Annotated in this window: 16 protein-coding genes; 7 read left to right on the forward strand and 9 right to left on the reverse strand. The window is 69.6% G+C overall.

All coding sequences use genetic code 11. The features are described 5' to 3' along the window. Window positions 1-22 precede the first annotated feature (22 nt). From J2848_RS10470 to J2848_RS10480, 3 genes are read right to left on the reverse strand one after another with little or no spacing between them, the layout of a single operon-like run. Window positions 23-1729, reverse strand: a complete 1707-nt coding sequence (locus J2848_RS10470; protein ID WP_149230962.1) for an ABC transporter ATP-binding protein — start codon at window positions 1727-1729, stop codon at window positions 23-25. Continuing rightward, complete coding sequence (locus J2848_RS10475; RefSeq protein WP_149230963.1) at window positions 1726-2526, reverse strand: ABC transporter permease subunit; 801 nt, start codon at window positions 2524-2526, stop codon at window positions 1726-1728. The genes J2848_RS10470 and J2848_RS10475 overlap by 4 nt, the downstream gene beginning before the upstream one ends. A 35-nt stretch (window positions 2527-2561) precedes the next feature. After that, window positions 2562-3326 carry an ABC transporter permease subunit gene (locus J2848_RS10480; RefSeq protein WP_149230964.1) on the reverse strand — a complete coding sequence of 255 codons (765 nt, stop codon included), beginning with the start codon at window positions 3324-3326 and terminating at the stop codon, window positions 2562-2564. Window positions 3327-3575: 249 nt separating this feature from the next. Between J2848_RS10480 and rpoH the strand changes: the two genes are divergently transcribed. The 4 genes from rpoH (at window position 3576) to J2848_RS10500 (ending at window position 7077) form a co-directional block, all read left to right on the forward strand. Beyond that, a complete protein-coding gene (rpoH, locus tag J2848_RS10485; RefSeq protein ID WP_149230965.1) occupies window positions 3576-4457 on the forward strand; it encodes an RNA polymerase sigma factor RpoH in 882 nt (293 codons plus the stop codon). Window positions 4458-4586: 129 nt separating this feature from the next. Beyond that, window positions 4587-4790 carry a hypothetical protein gene (locus J2848_RS10490; protein WP_149230966.1) on the forward strand — a complete coding sequence of 68 codons (204 nt, stop codon included), beginning with the start codon at window positions 4587-4589 and terminating at the stop codon, window positions 4788-4790. Beyond that, window positions 4787-6187, forward strand: coding sequence for a tetratricopeptide repeat protein (locus J2848_RS10495; RefSeq protein ID WP_149230967.1), 1401 nt, complete (start codon window positions 4787-4789; stop codon window positions 6185-6187). Before J2848_RS10490 ends, J2848_RS10495 begins: the two co-directional genes overlap by 4 nt. A gap of 29 nt (window positions 6188-6216) precedes the next feature. Beyond that, window positions 6217-7077 (forward strand): urea carboxylase-associated family protein, encoded by an 861-nt coding sequence (locus tag J2848_RS10500; RefSeq protein WP_149230968.1) that lies wholly within the window; start codon window positions 6217-6219, stop codon window positions 7075-7077. A 7-nt stretch (window positions 7078-7084) separates the two neighbouring features. Here J2848_RS10500 and gcvA read toward each other — a convergent pair whose 3' ends face one another. Continuing rightward, window positions 7085-7984, reverse strand: a complete 900-nt coding sequence (gcvA, locus tag J2848_RS10505) for a transcriptional regulator GcvA (RefSeq protein ID WP_149230969.1) — start codon at window positions 7982-7984, stop codon at window positions 7085-7087. 142 nt (window positions 7985-8126) lie between these two features. On the opposite strand from gcvA, the gene J2848_RS10510 reads away from it, so the two are divergent. Further along, window positions 8127-8555, forward strand: a complete 429-nt coding sequence (locus tag J2848_RS10510) for a VOC family protein (protein WP_149230970.1) — start codon at window positions 8127-8129, stop codon at window positions 8553-8555. A gap of 31 nt (window positions 8556-8586) precedes the next feature. On the opposite strand, the gene J2848_RS10515 is transcribed toward J2848_RS10510, so the two are convergent. Continuing rightward, on the reverse strand, window positions 8587-9573 hold the full coding sequence (locus tag J2848_RS10515; RefSeq protein WP_318605050.1) for a LysR family transcriptional regulator: 987 nt from the start codon (window positions 9571-9573) through the stop codon (window positions 8587-8589). 55 nt (window positions 9574-9628) lie between these two features. Here J2848_RS10515 and J2848_RS10520 point away from each other — a divergent pair, with 55 nt between their 5' ends. Beyond that, window positions 9629-10372, forward strand: coding sequence for an SDR family NAD(P)-dependent oxidoreductase (locus tag J2848_RS10520; protein ID WP_246193793.1), 744 nt, complete (start codon window positions 9629-9631; stop codon window positions 10370-10372). Window positions 10373-10385: 13 nt separating this feature from the next. Here J2848_RS10520 and J2848_RS10525 read toward each other — a convergent pair whose 3' ends face one another. Together J2848_RS10525 and J2848_RS10530 are read right to left on the reverse strand one after the other, a co-directional pair. Next, window positions 10386-11918, reverse strand: a complete 1533-nt coding sequence (locus J2848_RS10525) for an ABC transporter ATP-binding protein (RefSeq protein ID WP_149230971.1) — start codon at window positions 11916-11918, stop codon at window positions 10386-10388. Between the two features lie 11 nt (window positions 11919-11929). Further along, window positions 11930-12916: a BMP family lipoprotein gene (locus J2848_RS10530; protein ID WP_149230972.1), complete on the reverse strand. Its 987-nt coding sequence runs from the start codon at window positions 12914-12916 to the stop codon at window positions 11930-11932. A 232-nt stretch (window positions 12917-13148) separates the two neighbouring features. Here J2848_RS10530 and J2848_RS10535 point away from each other — a divergent pair, with 232 nt between their 5' ends. After that, window positions 13149-13802, forward strand: a complete 654-nt coding sequence (locus tag J2848_RS10535; RefSeq protein WP_149230973.1) for a LysE family translocator — start codon at window positions 13149-13151, stop codon at window positions 13800-13802. Window positions 13803-13820: 18 nt separating this feature from the next. On the opposite strand, the gene J2848_RS10540 is transcribed toward J2848_RS10535, so the two are convergent. Beyond that, window positions 13821-14480, reverse strand: coding sequence for a DedA family protein (locus tag J2848_RS10540; RefSeq protein ID WP_149230974.1), 660 nt, complete (start codon window positions 14478-14480; stop codon window positions 13821-13823). A gap of 437 nt (window positions 14481-14917) precedes the next feature. Next, the gene (locus tag J2848_RS10545) at window positions 14918-15730 is read right to left on the reverse strand and encodes an IclR family transcriptional regulator (RefSeq protein ID WP_149230975.1); all 813 of its coding nucleotides are present in this window, start codon (window positions 15728-15730) and stop codon (window positions 14918-14920) included. Window positions 15731-15740 lie beyond the last annotated feature (10 nt).

A 15740-nucleotide genomic window follows, 5' to 3' on the forward strand; every position in this document is an offset into this window, starting at 1 on the left:
CCAGCCGTTGAGCAGCGGCCGATCAGCCCTCCGCCGGCGTGTCCCAGTAATGGCAGGCCACATGGTGGCCGGGCGCCACCTCCTCCAGCGCCGGGATCGCCTGGGCGCAGAACTCCCGCGCCAGCGGGCAGCGGCGGCGCAGCGGGCAGCCGGCCGGCTGGGCGAAGGCCGAGGGCGCATCGCCCTCCAGCGCCGGGCGTTCGCCGCGGGATGCCGCCCGCATCGCCCGGCTGTAGGGGTGCAGCGGCGCCGTGCGCAGCGTTTCGGCGTCGGCGCTCTCCACCACCCGGCCGGCCAGCATGACGATGCCGCGGTGGGCGTCGCGCAGCCCCTCGTCATAGCGCTCGGTCGCCAGGACCAGCGACAGGCGGCGGCGGTCGCGCACCGTCATCAGCGTGTCGAGGAAGGTCTCGCGCTCCTCCGCCGACAGGCTGGCAGCCGGTTCGTCGGCGATCAGCACGCGCGGTTCCGACAGGATGGCGCGGGCGAGTCCGGCATGGGCGGCCTCCGCGACGCTCAGCGCCGAGGGCCAGCGGAGCGCCGCCTCGGGCCGCAGGCCGGCCTCCTCCAGCACCTCGTCGATGCGGTGGTCGCGGCGGTCGGCGGGAATGTCGGGGCGCAGGCTCTCCAGCACGAGGCCGAACTGGTCGCCAAGCGTCATCGCCGGATCGAAGGAGGAAGCCGGATCGGGGAACAGCGGTTGCAGATCGCGCCGGGCGCGGCGCAGGCCGCCGCGATCGGGATCGTCGCCCCTGGCCTCTCCCGCAGCCGGCGGTGCCGCGGTCGCCATCAGATCGCGCCCCATCCACACCACCGCCCCCGCCGTCGGCGGCGGCAGGCACAGCAGCGAGCGGGCGAGCGTCGCCTTGGCGCTGCCGGTCTCGCCCAGCAGGGCCAGCGTCTCGCCCGTCCGCAAATCCAGGTCGATGCCGTGCAGGACCGTCAGCGACCGCGACTTCCCCCCCGGGCCGGCGGCGAGCGGATAGGACATGCCGACACCGCGCCCATGCAGGCGGGCGGTGCCTGGCGGCTCCAGCGGGGTCAGCGGCTCGGTCCGCGGTGGATTGGGCGGCAGCAGACGGCCACGGCGCAGGGTCAGCACATGGTCGGCAACACCGGCCACCCCGTCCTCCGGCCGGCCGGCGAGGACCAGCGCCACCCCGTCGGCCCGCGCCCAGTCGGCCAGCCGGTGGAGAAGCCGCAGCCGCACCGTCGGATCAAGCCCGGCGGCCGGCGCATCGGCCAGCAGCACCGCCGGCCCCACCGCCACCGCCATGGCGAACAGGCAGGCCCAGCGCAGCGACTCCGGCAGCTGTTCTGGCGGCAGGTCGAAGCGGCGGGCGGCAGCGGGCACGCCCATGCGGTCGAGCCCGTCGGCCATGCGGCGCAGCGACGACCGCAGATCGAGCCCCAGATGATGGCCGACCACCTCCGCCACCTGCAAGGCCAGCGGCCGGCGTGGCGCCAGCCGGCCGCCCTGGGCGATCAGCAGATGCCCATCGACGCGGGCGTCGCCCGCCATATCGACCCCGGCGGGCAACTGGCCGGCGAGCGTCCCCAGCAGGGCGGTCTTGCCGCTGCCGGCACCGCCGGTGACGGCCAGAACCTGCCCGCGCTCCACCCGCAGATTGGCGCGGTCGAGCAGCACACGGTCGCCCAGCATCAGGGTGAGCGCCGCGGTCTCCACCGGCGCGGGCTTGGCGGCAGCATGGACAGCGATGTGGTTCATGATTTGCGCTGTCCGGCCTGGACGCCGTCGGCAATGGCGCAGGCAGCCCAGAGGGCGAGCGCCAGCAGAAGGGCCGGCGGGGCGAAGGCCACCGGGTCGCCCAGCCGCGCCGCCAGCCCGACGGAGGCGCCCCAGCTGCCCAGCGCCGGCGGCAGACCGAGGCCGAGCAGGCTGGCGAAACTCTCCGCCGCCAGCACGCGCGGCAGGGCCAGCACTCCGGCGGCCAGCAGCGGTCGGGTCAGGTTGGGGATCAAATGCCGGCGCAGGACCTCTCCCTCCGGCAGGCCGGCGGCGCGGGCGGCGGTGAGGAACTCCGCCCGCATCAGCGTCGACAGCTCGGCATGGGCGAGGGCGGCGACCGCGGGAGCGGCGGTCAGCGCGGTGACCAGCGCCAGCAGCCAGACCGGCCCCACCAGTCCGCCGGCGAGCGGAACCAGCAGGGCGAGCGGCCAGCCGGCCATCCGATGGGCGGCGGCGATGGTCCGCCGCTCCGCCCGGCTGCCGGCCAGAGTGCCGAGCAGCCCGGCCAGCAGCGCCCAACCGATGCCAAGCCCCCCACCCAGCACCGCGGCCAGCAGCGCAAAGGACAGGCTGCCCCGCCCGTCGAGCAGGGCGGCGGCCACCGGGTCGGCGTCCAGCCGGTGCACCGCGCTGCCGTCGGCCATCAGCGGCGCCGCGGCACAGGCGAGCGCCAGGGCGGCGAGCACGGCGGCTCCCGACAGCCCGCGGGCGAAGCCGGCGCGCGGCGGCTCCGGCGGAAGCGGGTGGGACAGCGGCGGTTGGTCGTACTCGGCCATCAGGATCCTTATGTGGGATATGGGGTTGGCGGCCGTCACGGCCCGTCATAGGGCGTGGAGCTGTGATTGGCCGGGTCGATCCAGTCGCGCACCCCAAGTCCCAGCGCGTTCAGGAGGGCGGTCAGCCCGCCCAGCGCCACCAGGACCGGCACCGCCCCGGCGGCCGATCCGGCCCGGGCGGAATCGACCATCAGCGCCCCGGCTCCCGGCAGGTCCAAGAGGCTTTCCAGCGCCACCGCCCCGACCATCGCGGCCAGCACGGCGGCACGCAAGCCGCCCATCACCGGGGCGACCGCCTGCGGCAAGGCGTGATGGCGCAGCACGGTGCGCTCGTCCAGCCCCAGCCCGCGGGCCATCCGTACCGCACCGCCCTCCGGTCCGGCCCCCAGCGCACGGTCCATCGCCGGACGCGCCAGCCGGGCAGCCTGGCAGGCGGCGGGGATCGACAGCGCGGTCCAGCCCAGCGGCGCCGCCGATGCTCCCGCCCGCACCGCGAGGGCTGCGACCGCCGCCAGCAGGAAGCCCGGCAGCAGCGGCCCCGCCCCGGCCAGCAACCGCCCGATCAGCCCGCCGGCCGACCGCGGCGCCACCGCCGCCCAGGACCCGGCGAGCGTGCCCAGCGCGGTGCCGACCGCCAGCGACGGCAGGGTCAGCAGAAGCGTCACCACCAGCCCGCGGAGCAGCGCCATGGCGGCGTCCGGCTGCGGCGCCACCAGAGCCGACAGCCCCACACCCGCCGCCATCGGCAGGACGGCGGTCGGCATGGCATCGATCAGGCGGCGGATCACGGGACGCGGCATCTGGGCAGGGGGACCGAAATGAGAAAAACTCTATATGGTGTGATATGCGACCGTAAGCGCCCCACCCCCGCCGGGCAACTGAATTAGCGTCGGCCCGCGGAACCCTCCACTCCGCCGCTATACCCGACCCCCGCGCTTGACTTTCAGCACCGATTTTGTACTATATGCCTGCCTGCTCCGCCGGAGAGGCCGGGACCTGCCGTCTTGGGGGTCCTGCACCCGTCATATCGCTTTGCACGAGGATGTGACATGAGCACCGCCATCGCCCTTCGTTCGCCCGATTCCGGCGAATCCCTGTCCCGCTACATCAACGACACGCACCGTTACCCGGTCCTGACGGCCGAGGACGAGTATATGCTGGCCAAGGCCTGGACCGAGCATGGCGATGTCGATGCAGCGCACCGGCTGGTCACCAGCCATCTCCGTCTCGTCGTCAAGATCGCCGGTGGTTACCGCGGTTACGGCCTGCCGCTGTCCGACCTGATTGCCGAGGGCAATCTCGGCCTGATGACCGCTGTCAAGAAATTCGAGCCGGAACGCGGCTTCCGCCTGTCCACCTACGCGATGTGGTGGATCAAGGCCTCGATCCAGGATTACATCCTGCGGTCCTGGAGCCTCGTGAAGATCGGCACCACCGCCGCGCAGAAGAAGCTGTTCTTCAGCCTGGGCCGCCTGAAGCGGAAGCTGGGCGAGTACGGCAGCGGCGACCTGCAGCCCGACAGCGTCACCCGAATCGCCACCGACCTGTCGGTGCCGGAGGAGGACGTGGTCGCCATGAACCGCCGCCTGTCGGCGCCGGTGGCTTCGCTGAACGCGCCGATGAGCGCGGAGGGCGATTCGGGCGAATGGCAGGATCTGCTGGCCGACGAGCGTCCGTCGGTGGAGGAGTCGCTGGTCGAACGCGGCGAGGCCCGTCAGCGCAGCGCCCTGCTGTACGAGGCGATGGGCGTGCTGAACGACCGCGAGCGCGACATCCTGACCAGCCGCCGCCTGTCGGACAGCCCGTTGACCCTGGAAGACCTGTCGGTCCGCTACGGCGTCAGCCGCGAGCGCATCCGCCAGATCGAGGAAAAGGCCTTCGAGAAGGTCGCCCGCCAGACCCGCGTCCTGGCCGCCGCCGTGGCAGCCTGAGTGGCAGCCTGATCGGTCGGGGCCTGATTGGCAACCTCCGCATAAAATCCCCGCCAGTTCCGGCGGACCGCACCGTGTAACCCCTCCATCAGCGCCGGCGGTTTCCGCCGGCCCTCGTGGAGGCGGGCCATGTCGAAATCTATCTCCCGGACGTCGAAGATCGAAGTCATCAAGGACGCGCTGACCCTGTATGAAGGCAACAGGATCAGCCGCTGGCAGGTCATCAACCGCCTGATCCATCTCGGCCTGTCGGCCGACGACGCCAACATCATCGCCGACCATGGCAGCATCCCGGCCCACATCCTGAGTGGCCTTGGCGCTCGGCACCGATGAGCCCGGCGGACGCCGGTTTTGGGACGGCCCTGCGCCTGCACCGCGCCGGATGCTGGGCACAGGCGGTGGTGGTCTACGATGCGCTGCTGGCCGACCCGCGGCTGCCGCCCGTTCAGGCGGCGCAGGCCCACGCCAACCGCGGTGCCGCCCTGCGCCGGCTGGGACGGGTGGATGAGGCGGTGGCCTCCTGCATCGAGGCACTGGTCCGCTGCCCGGACATGGCGGAGGCCTATGCCAACATCGGCGCGATCCTCCAGGAGGCCGACCATCCGCTGGCGGCTCTCGACGCCTGCCGCCGGGCCATCGCGCTGTCCCCCGGCCTCTACACCCCCTATCTGGCGATCGCCCATGCCCGCCAGGACTGCGGCGACCACGACGAGGCGCTGACCCTGCTTCACCGTGCGGCGACGCTCGCCCCGGCAGCGCCCAGCGTGCGCTACAATCTGGCCGAAGCGCTGCTCCAGCACGGGCTGTTCGAACAGGGCTGGCAGGCTTACGAGACGCGCTGGCAGGTCCGGGAACTGGCGCTGGCCCGGCCCGCCTGCGCCAACCCGGAATGGACGGGACAGGACCTGACCGGCAAGACCCTGCTGGTGGTGGAGGAGCAGGGCTTCGGCGACACCCTTCAGTTCATCCGCCTGATCCCGCTGGTGAAGGCGCGCGGCGCCCACCGCATCATCCTGCAGTGCCGGGCACCGCTGGTCCGGCTGCTGGCGGGGACGGAGGGCGTCGACGCGGTAACGGCCACTCTGCCCGATGCGCGTTCCTATGATCTCTGGGTGCCGCTGCTGTCGCTGATGCAGCGGCTGGCGGTGGCACCCGACCGCATTCCGGCGACCGTACCCTATCTCACGCCGCCGCCCGACGCCGTCCGGCAGTGGGCCAGGGCGCTGCCGGAGACGAAGGATCTGCGGATCGGACTGGTCTGGGCCGGCGACCCGCGGCTGGGCCATGCCGCCGCCAGCCGGACCGATGCCCGCCGCAGCCTCGCCCTCGCCCAGCTCGCGCCACTGCTGACGGTGCCGGAGGTGTCCTGGGTCAGCCTGCAAAAAGGACCGGCGGCGGCACAGTTGGAGGGCATGGCGATCCTCGACCCGATGACCGGGGTCACCGATTTCGCCGATACCGCGGCCATCGTCCAGCAACTCGATCTCGTAATCGGGGTGGACACCGCCGTCGTGCATCTCGCTGGCGCCCTGGGCGTGCCGGTCTGGGTGCTGTCGCGCTTCAGCGGCTGCTGGCGCTGGCTGCTCGACCGCGACGACAGCCCCTGGTACCCGTCGCTGCGGCTGTTCCGCCAGCAGCAACCCGGCGATTGGGCGCCAGTGGTGGCCCGGGTGCGTGAAGAGCTGTTGCACACGGTGCGTCTCCCTCGCCATGATCGCGGTCAGGCTTGAACAGACTGAATGTCCTTGAGGAGTCCGCGATGCCCAGCTATCCCGCCGCCTATCAGGCCAGCAAGGGGTCGGCGCTCGACATCGACCGCACCTTTTACGGGCGCGTCGGCTCGCAGACCGAGGGGCGGGAACTGGTCGACAGCTTCGTCGTGCCGATCCGCTCCGGCCGCGCCTGGACCGTGCCGGCCGGCCACGTCTTCCGCATCGTCACCATCGAGGGGCCGCAGGTCGCCGACCTCAACATCTGGAACCGCCACAACCCGCGCGAACGCTTCTGGGCCTCGCGCACGCGGCAGCTCCAGCAGGCGCATGTCAGCACGTTCGACCGGCTGTGGTCGACCCTGCCCTATCTGCGGCCGCTGGCGACCATCACCCACGACACGCTGGCCGATTACGGCATCGACGAGTATGGCGGCCGGGTCCACGACCTGCTGGGCACCCGCTGCGATCCCTACGTCAACCGCATGCTGACGGGGGAGGATTTCCACCATCACTGCCATTCCAACCTGACCCGCGCCGTCGCTCCCTATGGCCTGACCGAGTTCGACGTGCATGACGTGCTGAACGTCTTCCAGGTCACCGGACTGAACGCCGAGGACAAGTATTTCATGAAGGCCTGCCCGGCCAAGAAGGGCGATTTCCTGGAGTTCTTCGCCGAGATCGACCTGCTCTGCGCCCTGTCGACCTGCCCCGGCGGCGACCTCAGCGTGCCCTTGTGGGGACCGGACGCCCGCGACCCGCTGGAGGTCTGCCGCCCGCTGGGAGTCGAGGTTTATCGCTTGGACTCGGCGCTGCTGGCGGGCTGGTCGTCGCCGGAGGTCGCCGCCTATCGCGGCAACCACGGCATGACGCTGCCGACGCCGCCCTGGGAACGGAAGGACACGGTCTAGTCAGGACTCAAACTCCGGTACCCTGCTCGACTTCGGTCAGCAGCCAGTCCTTGAAGCGGCGGACGCGGCGGGCCCGCTCGGCCCCCGGCGCGTGGGCGATCAGGTAGCGGCCGCGCGGCCGCAGAGTCTCCGCAAAGGGCTGAACCAGCCGCCCCGACGCCACATCGTCCGCAGCCAGGAAGACCGGCAGCAGAGCCACCCCCATGCCGGCCGATGCGGCTTCGATGATCATGAAGAAATGCTCGAAGGCCAGCGACAGCGCCGCCTCGGGCAGCGGCAGGCCGAAGGCGGCGAGATAGACGCGCCAGGAATCGGGCCGGGTGGTGTGCTGCAACAGACGGTGCTGCGCCAGATCGGTGGGGTGACGCAGTGGCGGTCCCTGCTCCAGCAGCGACGGCGTGCAGAAGACGCCCATCGTCTCCGGCATCAGCGTCGCCATCTCCGCTCCCGGCCAGTCCTCGACACCATAGCGGATGGCGACGTCGATGCGCTCCTTGGCGAAATCGACGCGGTGCTCGCCGATGCTGACCTCGACCTGGATGTCGGGATTGTCAGCCTGGAAGCGCTTCAGCCGCGGGATCAGCCAGCGTTGCGTCAAGGTCGGCAGCGCGCTGACCCGCAGTACCCCGCCCTCCTGCGCGCGGGCGGCCCGCGCCGCCGCGGCGATGCGGTCGAGCGCCGCCGACGCCTCGCCATAGAAGGCTGCCCCGGTCGGCGTCAGCTCGACCCCGCGGCCGACGCGGCGGATCAGCTCCACGCCCAGATCGGCCTGAAGGGTCTGCATCATGCGGCTGACCGCCCCCTGGGTCACCGACAGCTCGTCCGCCGCCCTGGTGAAGCTGAGATGGCGGGCCACCGCGACGAAGCTGCGGACGGCGTTGAGCGACGGCAGGACGCGGTCGGGCATGGACAATCCGAATCATGAGTTGAACTCATAAATCTCTGTCCGAGAACTCGTTTGTCAAGTCCACAGGGATAAGCTCTGCTTGGGGCACCAACAGCCATCCCTGGCAGCCACCTGTCCTCCGGTCGCGAAAGGCCACCCTCCGATGACGACGCTGACGCCCTTCCACATCGCCTTCCCGGTCGACGATCTGGCCGCCGCCCGCCATTTCTACGGCACCGTCCTGGGTTGCCCGGAGGGGCGCAGCAGCGACGAATGGATCGATTTCGACCTGTTCGGCCATCAGATCGTCGCCCACCTGAAGCCGCGCGACCCCAGCGCCGCTCCGGCCCACCACAACCCGGTGGACGGTCACGACGTGCCGGTCCCGCATTTCGGCGTCGTGCTCCAGCCCGCCGACTGGGACGCCCTGGCCGAGAAGCTGAAGGCCGCCGGCATCAGGTTCGTGATCGAACCCTACACCCGCTTCAAGGGTCAGGTCGGCGAGCAGTCCACCATGTTCTTCCTCGACCCCGCCGGCAACGCGCTGGAGTTCAAGGCCTTCGCCGACATGTCGCAGCTGTTCGCGAAGTAACCGGGTCAGGGTGCATGGAGGCGGGCCGTCCTTACGGATAAGCCCGCCGGCACACCGCCGCGATGGTCTCGCGCAGCCAGCGGTGGGCCGGGTCGGCCTGGAGGCGCGGGTGCCAGATGGCGGAGATGGCGAACTCCGCCGTCCGCACCGGCAGATCGAAGCTTTCCAATCCCGAGCTGACCAGTCCCTGGCCGACGGCAGGACCGGCCGTCAGCCCGTTGCCCAGGCAGGAGCGCGGCACCGCCGCGATCAGGTCCGACCCGGCAACGACCCGCATCGCGTCGGGGTATCGTGGAACGACCAGGGACACGTTGCGGCTCAGGCCCAACTCCGCCAGCGCATCGTCAACCGGTCCATGGAACTCGCCCCGGCGCGATGCGGCGACATGGCCGCAGGCGGCATAGCGCTCCGGCGTCACCGCGCCGTCCGCGAGGATGGGATGCCCGCTGCGGGCGACGCCGACCAGCCTGTCGCGGAACAGAAGCTGCGTCAGCAATTCGGGCGCCGAGCTGCCGAGCACGCCGATCTCCAGATCGATCCGCCCGTCCCGCAGTGGCTCCGCCTCCTTGTCCGGCTTCGGTACGAAACGGAGGCGGACATGCGGAGCGGCTTCCGCCACTTCAGCCATCACGGATGCTGCCAGCAGCTCCACAAAACTCTGGCCGGCGCGGATGGTGAAAGTGCGATGGACCGACGCGAGATCCAGCTGGCCGGCGGCGGGCCGAAGGACCGCCTGCACATCACGGCAAAGCGCATGGACCTGCCCGGAAATCTCCTCGGCGTACGGTGTTGGAACGAGGCCGCGGCCGGCCTGGACCAGCAGCGGATCGCCCGTCACCCGGCGGAGCCGCGCCAGCGTCCGGCTCATCGCCGAAGGGCTCAGGCCGAGACGGCGGGCGGCCCCCGTCACGCTGCGTTCGGTGAGCAGCGCATCCAGCGGCAGAAGAAGGTTAAAGTCGACGGCCTGCATCGGCACAGGATAGCCGGACAGCCGGCCGATACACAGCGCCTGATGCAATCGATCTTTGCATCCTGTGCGTCTGGTGCATAAAACGGCCGGGATGCATATCGGCATGGACATCAACAGCGAAAGCCGCGATCCCATGCAACCGTTCCCCACGGAGTCCCGCCGCAGCATTCTTATCGCCGGCGCGTCGCGCGGCCTTGGCCATGCCATGGCGGCGGAGTTCCTGAAGAAGGGCTGGAACGTCCTCGGCACGGTGCGCGGAACCGCCCGCACCGAACTGCACGATCTGGCGGACGACCATCCCGGCCGGGTCGAGATCGAAAGCCTGGACATCTGCGTGCCAGACCAGCTGGCCGCCCTGCGCGAAAAGCTGTCGGGCAGGACGTTCGACATGCTGTTCGTCAATGCCGGCACCGCCAACCGCGACCCGTCCCAGACCGTCGGCGAGGTCTCGACCGACGAGTTCATCCACATCATGCTCACCAACGCCCTCGGCCCGATGCGCGTCATCGAAAGTCTGGAGGGCACAGTCTCCGCCACGGGGTTGATCGGGGTGATGTCCTCCGGGCAGGGAAGCATCGCCAACAACCTCTCCGGCCAGCGCGAGCTTTATCGCGGCAGCAAGGCGGCGCTGAACATGTTCATGCGCAGCTTCGCGGCACGTCAGGCCAGTACAGGCCGCCCGTTGGCTGTAATGGCGCCGGGCTGGATTCGGACGGCGCTCGGCGGCGAGCACGCACCGCTTTCAATCGAGGACAGCATTCCGAAGCTGGTCGATGTCCTCCTCGCCAAGCAGGGCAGGCCCGGCCTGGAATATCTCGACTATCAGGGGCGGACCGTTCCCTGGTGAGGAGCGACGCCCCTCACCCGCAGCCCGCCATCATCAGCCCCAGCGTCTTCTCGTCCGCCCGGTCCGGCATCACCTCGCCGACGATGTGGCCGTCGAACATCACGACGATGCGGTCGGACAGCGCGCGGATCTCGTCCAGTTCGACCGAGACCAGCAGGATCGCCTTGCCCTGGTCACGCAGGGCCACCAGCCGGCGGTGGATGAACTCGATGGCGCCGATGTCGACGCCGCGGGTGGGCTGGCCGACCAGCAGCAGGTCGGGGTTCCGCTCGATCTCGCGGGCCAGCACGATCTTCTGCTGGTTGCCGCCGGAGAAGTTGGCCGCCGCCAGCGCCCCGTCGCGCGGGCGGGTGTCGTACTCCTCCATCCGGCGGGCGCAACTGGCCGCCACCGCGTCGCGGTCCAGCAGCACCCTACCGTTCCAGGCCGGATCGTCCTGGAAGCCCAGGATCGAGCATTCCTCCGCCGAGAAGCTGGTGACGAGGCCGACCTTCTGCCGGTCCTCCGGCACATGGCCCACGCCCAGGCCGCGCAGCGCGCGGGCGTTGAAGCGGTCCGACCGTCCGGCCAGTTCCTCCCCGCGCAGGCGGACGGAACCGCCGGCGATGGGACGCATGCCGGCCAGCGCCTCCAGCAGTTCGGACTGGCCGTTGCCGGACACGCCGGCGATGCCGACGATCTCGCCGGCCCGCACCGACAGCCCGACCCCCTTCACCCGCTCCACGCCGGAAGGATCGCGCACCCGCAACCCCTCAACCCGCAACACCTCGGCGCCCGGCTTGGCTGGCGTCTTGTCGACGCGCAGCAGCACCTTGCGGCCGACCATCAGCTCGGCCAGTTGTTCCCGGCTGGTGTCGCGGGTGGCGACGTTGGCGACCACCTGCCCGCGCCGCATTACCGTGACATTGTCGGTCAGTTCCATAATCTCGCGGAGCTTGTGGGTGATGATGATCACCGTCTTGCCCTGCTGGCGCAGGGCCCGCAGGATGCGGAACAGATGGTCGGCCTCCTGCGGGGTCAGCACGCCGGTCGGCTCGTCGAGGATCAGGATGTCGGCGCCGCGGTAGAGCGCCTTCAGGATCTCCACCCGCTGCTGGGCGCCGACCGGCAGATCGCCGACCGGGCTGTCGAGATCGACCTCCAGCCCGTAATCGCGGGCCAGCCGGGTCAGTTCGGCCCGCGCGCGGGCAAGTCCGCCCGCCAGGGTGACCCCGCCTTCCGCCCCCAGCAGCACATTTTCCAGCACGCTGAAGGGGTCCACCAGCATGAAGTGCTGATGGACCATGCCGATGCCGGCGGCTAGCGCGTCGCGTGGGGTCCGGATGGCGGCAGGATTGCCGTTCACCCGGATTTCCCCGCTGTCGGCGCGCAGATAGCCGTAGACGATGCTCATGATCGTCGACTTGCCGGCGCCGTTCTCGCCGATCACCCCGTGGATGGTGCCGGCCGGGACCGACAGCGACACGTCGCGGTTGGCATGGTTGGTGCCGAACCACTTGTTGATCGCCACCGTTTCCAGGGCGATCGGCGCGCTTTCCTGCGTCATGAAGCGCCCGCTTACGGCTGGTACGGCTTGACCGCCAGCGAGCCCGCGATGATCTGCTTCTTCGCCTCTTCCAGCTTCGCTTCCATCTCAGGCGTGATCAGCTTGCGGTTGTTGTCGTCGAGCGCATAGCCGACGCCATCCTCCTTCAGCCCGACGACACGGTGGCCGGCCTTCCAGCTGCCGTCCTTCGCCGACTTCATGCAATCATAGACGACGACGTCCACCCGCTTGACCATCGAGGTCAGCACTTTGCCGGGATGGACATGGTTCTGGTTGCTGTCGACGCCGATCGACAGCTTGCCGGCATCGGCCGCCGCCTGCAGCACGCCGAGACCGGTGGCGCCCGCCGCGGCGAAGACCACGTCCGCCCCGCGCGAGAACTGGCTCTTGGCCAGCTCCGCCCCACGGCCGGGATCGTTCCAGGCGGCCGGGGTGGTGCCGGTCATGTTGACGAACACCTCGTCACCGGCGGCGACATGCTTCACGCCCTGCTCGTAGCCGGTCAGGAAGTTGCGGATCAGCGGGATGTCCATGCCGCCGACGAAGCCGACCTTGCCGGTCTTCGACGCCAGCGCCGCCGCCATGCCGACCAGGAAGGATCCTTCCTCCTCCTTGAAGGTCACCGACTGGACGTTGGGGGCGTCCAGCTTGTCGTCGATCAGGCAGAACTTGGTCTTGGGCGATTCCTTCGCCACCTTGTCCACCGCCGCGGTCTGCGAGAAGCCGACGGCGACGATGACCGAGGCGCCGCGGCGCACCAGCGTGCGCATCGCCTGCTCGCGCTGGCCCTCGTTGGTGATCTCGAACTCGCGGTAGGCGGTGCCGGTTTCCTTCTTGAACCGCTCGGCGCCGTTATAGGCCGCCTCGTTGAAGGACTTGTCGAACTTGCCGCCCTGGTCGAACACCACGGCCGGCGCGAAATCGTCGGCCAGCGCCGGGGCACCGGCCGCCCCGGCTGCGGTCATCGCCAGCATGGCTGCAAGAATACGCGTCTTCATGTCCCACCCACTCCCGACTGCGGAAACTTGACCGAAAGGATAACCGCGCCATGATTTCACACAACAGGGAAAGCGGACGAAACAGTGGAGCGAATCGGGTCGCCCCCGGTTGATACCCTGGTTGACGGCGGGGACGGGGGCGTTTATCACCCCCGCCGATAGTCGTTGCGACGAACTGGCGACGACCACCGCCACAAAAATCCGGTCATAGAAAACTTGGGGGCGACGCTCGGTGGACCAAGTCTGGGTGCTCTTGCAGGGAATCGTTCTCGGATTCGCCATCGCCGCACCCGTCGGGCCGATCGGTCTGCTGTGCATCCGCCGCACCTTGCAGCATGGGCCCCTGATGGGCTTCTTTACCGGATTCGGCGCCGCGGTGGCCGACACCGTCTATGGCGCCATCGCCGCCTTCGGCGTGTCGGCGGCGCTCAGCTTCCTGCGCGGCCACGAAATCGCCTTCCAGCTGGTCGGCGGCATCTTCCTGCTGGTGGTGGCGGTCCGCACCTTCCGCCAGCATCCCGACGCGGAGGAGCGCGAGGCGGCCTCCGCCCCCGACACCAAATCCTGGCTCGCCGGCTTCATGACCGGCCTGTCGCTGACGCTGACCAATCCGGCGACCATCATGGCCTTCATCGCCATCTTCGCCGGTTTCGGGCTGGGCGGCACGCTGGACCGGCTGGAAGCCTCGACCCTGGTGCTGGGTGTCTTCATCGGCTCGTCGCTGTGGTGGATGACGCTGTCGATGGGGGTGGCCGCCGTGCGCCACCGCATCTCCGACCGCGGCCTGACCATGCTGAACCACTGCACCGGCGTGGCGCTTGGCCTGTTCGGCCTGTGGGCACTGGGCATGGCCGCCACCGGCATCGTCGGGATGGCGACGGCCTGAAATCTCTCAGCCGTTCCCTCAGCCCGCAGATGGCGTGACGCTCGGCACCTCCCGGGTCGCACCGCCCTTGCGCAGCAGATGCAGGTGTCTGGTCAGCCGCCACAGATACAGGCCCACCAGCACCACCAGCAGCCCGATGGTGAAATAGCCGACCAGCCGGTGGGCGAAGGGCCAGGTCGACAGCATGTAGCCGGTCCAGGCCAGCAGCAGCGTCCACAGCACCGACCCGATGCCCGACGCCAGCGAGTAGTTCAGGATCGACATTTTGCAGGCGCCGGCCGGGATGGAAATCAGCGTCCGCACCCCCGGCACCGGCTGCGAGAACAGAACGGCCAGCCCGCCGCGCTTGGCGAACCAGTCGGTGCTCTGCCGCACCTTCTTCGGGTTGATGGTCAGCCAGGGGCCGTATTTCTTCAGGAAGGCCTCCAGCCGGTCGCGCCCCATCAGCCGACTGGGCAGGAACCACACCAGCTGGCCGGCCAGCGAGCCGAGCCCGCCGGCGATGGCGACTCCGAACAGGGTGAACTCCCCCGTCGCAGCGCCGATCCCGGCCAGCGGGATCACGGATTCGGCCGGTAATGGCGGGAAGACCCGTGCCAGCGCCACGAGAAAGAAAATCCCGACATAGTGGAGGTTGTGCATCACCTGCACCAGCCAGTCCGTCAAGCCACCTGCCAAGCTTCGTCTCCCCTGCCGGAATCCAGCCGTATCCCGAAAACGGCCGACCGGCGCAAAGGGTTCCCGAATGCAACGGCGCAGGTGGCACGCCTGCGCAATGAGGTGAACGGCTTCCTGTCGCGGGTCCGGGCGGCCTGACGGCGCGCCGGAGATCGGCAGTTGCCGGAATCGGGACGGCCAGAACCCGGAAGGGAGGAGACCGCGGGGCGTTGGATTGAACGTGCCCGCACATCCCCGAATTCTCCGCCTTTCCGGGGGGCCGGTCATCCTTGGCACCGAACGGTCGGCCGGCCGAACAGGACAGCCCGGATCGGGTATCCTGTCTGGAACGATTCAAAGGATCGCTTTAAACGACTGTCCCGTCCAATCGATTTTTCAGAAGATCTCAATAGGAAAAACCGATCGAAACGGATCGGGTAACCGGCTTGCCCAGCGTCTCACCCGTTGAACAAGGTCGCGTCGATCCGCCGGACCATCGCCACCAGTCGCGGCGCATACTCCTCCTCCAGCTTCTTCAGATCGACCATGAAGGCCGGTCCGCCGCAGTTGAAGGCGAGCACCTGGGAGCCGTCGCGCGGCACGAAGGGGACGCCGACGGCATGCACCTCCGACTTCCAGGCGCCGATGGAGCGGCAATAGCCGCGCGTCCGGTAATCCTCGATGGCCTGGAGGATGCCATCGCGGATCTCCGGCCAGCGCTCCCCCTCATGCTCCTCCAGCTTGGCCATCAGCGGCGCGCGCTCCGCCTCCGGCAAGGCCGCCAGATAGGCGCGGCCCATGCCGGTGGTCGACAGCTTGATGTGGGAGCCCACGTCGAGCGACAGGGTGATCGGCCCGGTGGCCTTGCAGCATTCCAGATAGATCATGCTCAGCCGGTCGCGCCCGCCCAGCGCCACCGCCAGCCCGGTCTGGTCGGCCAACTCCTGCATCAGCGGCCGCGCCACCTGCCGGATGCCCATGCCCGACAGGCTGGCATAGCCGAGCGCCAGCACCGAAGTGCCGAGCCGGTATTTGCCGGTATTCTGATCGTAGGCAAGATAGCCCAGCTTCGCCAGCGTGTAGGTCAGCCGCGACACCGTCGGCTTGGGCAGGCCGGTGCGCTGCGCCAGTTCCAGATTGCCGAGCATCGATTCGTTGCGGCGGAAGGCGCGCAGCAGCTCCAGCCCACGGGCAAGTGCGGTGACGAAGCGCGGGTCCTTCTCGTCATCCGTCAGATCGTCGGCGACCAGAGCCTCTTCCCGCCTGCGCATGACCCGTCCC

The organism is Azospirillum lipoferum, from assembly GCF_024170005.1.
GTDB classification, from domain to species: domain Bacteria; phylum Pseudomonadota; class Alphaproteobacteria; order Azospirillales; family Azospirillaceae; genus Azospirillum; species Azospirillum lipoferum.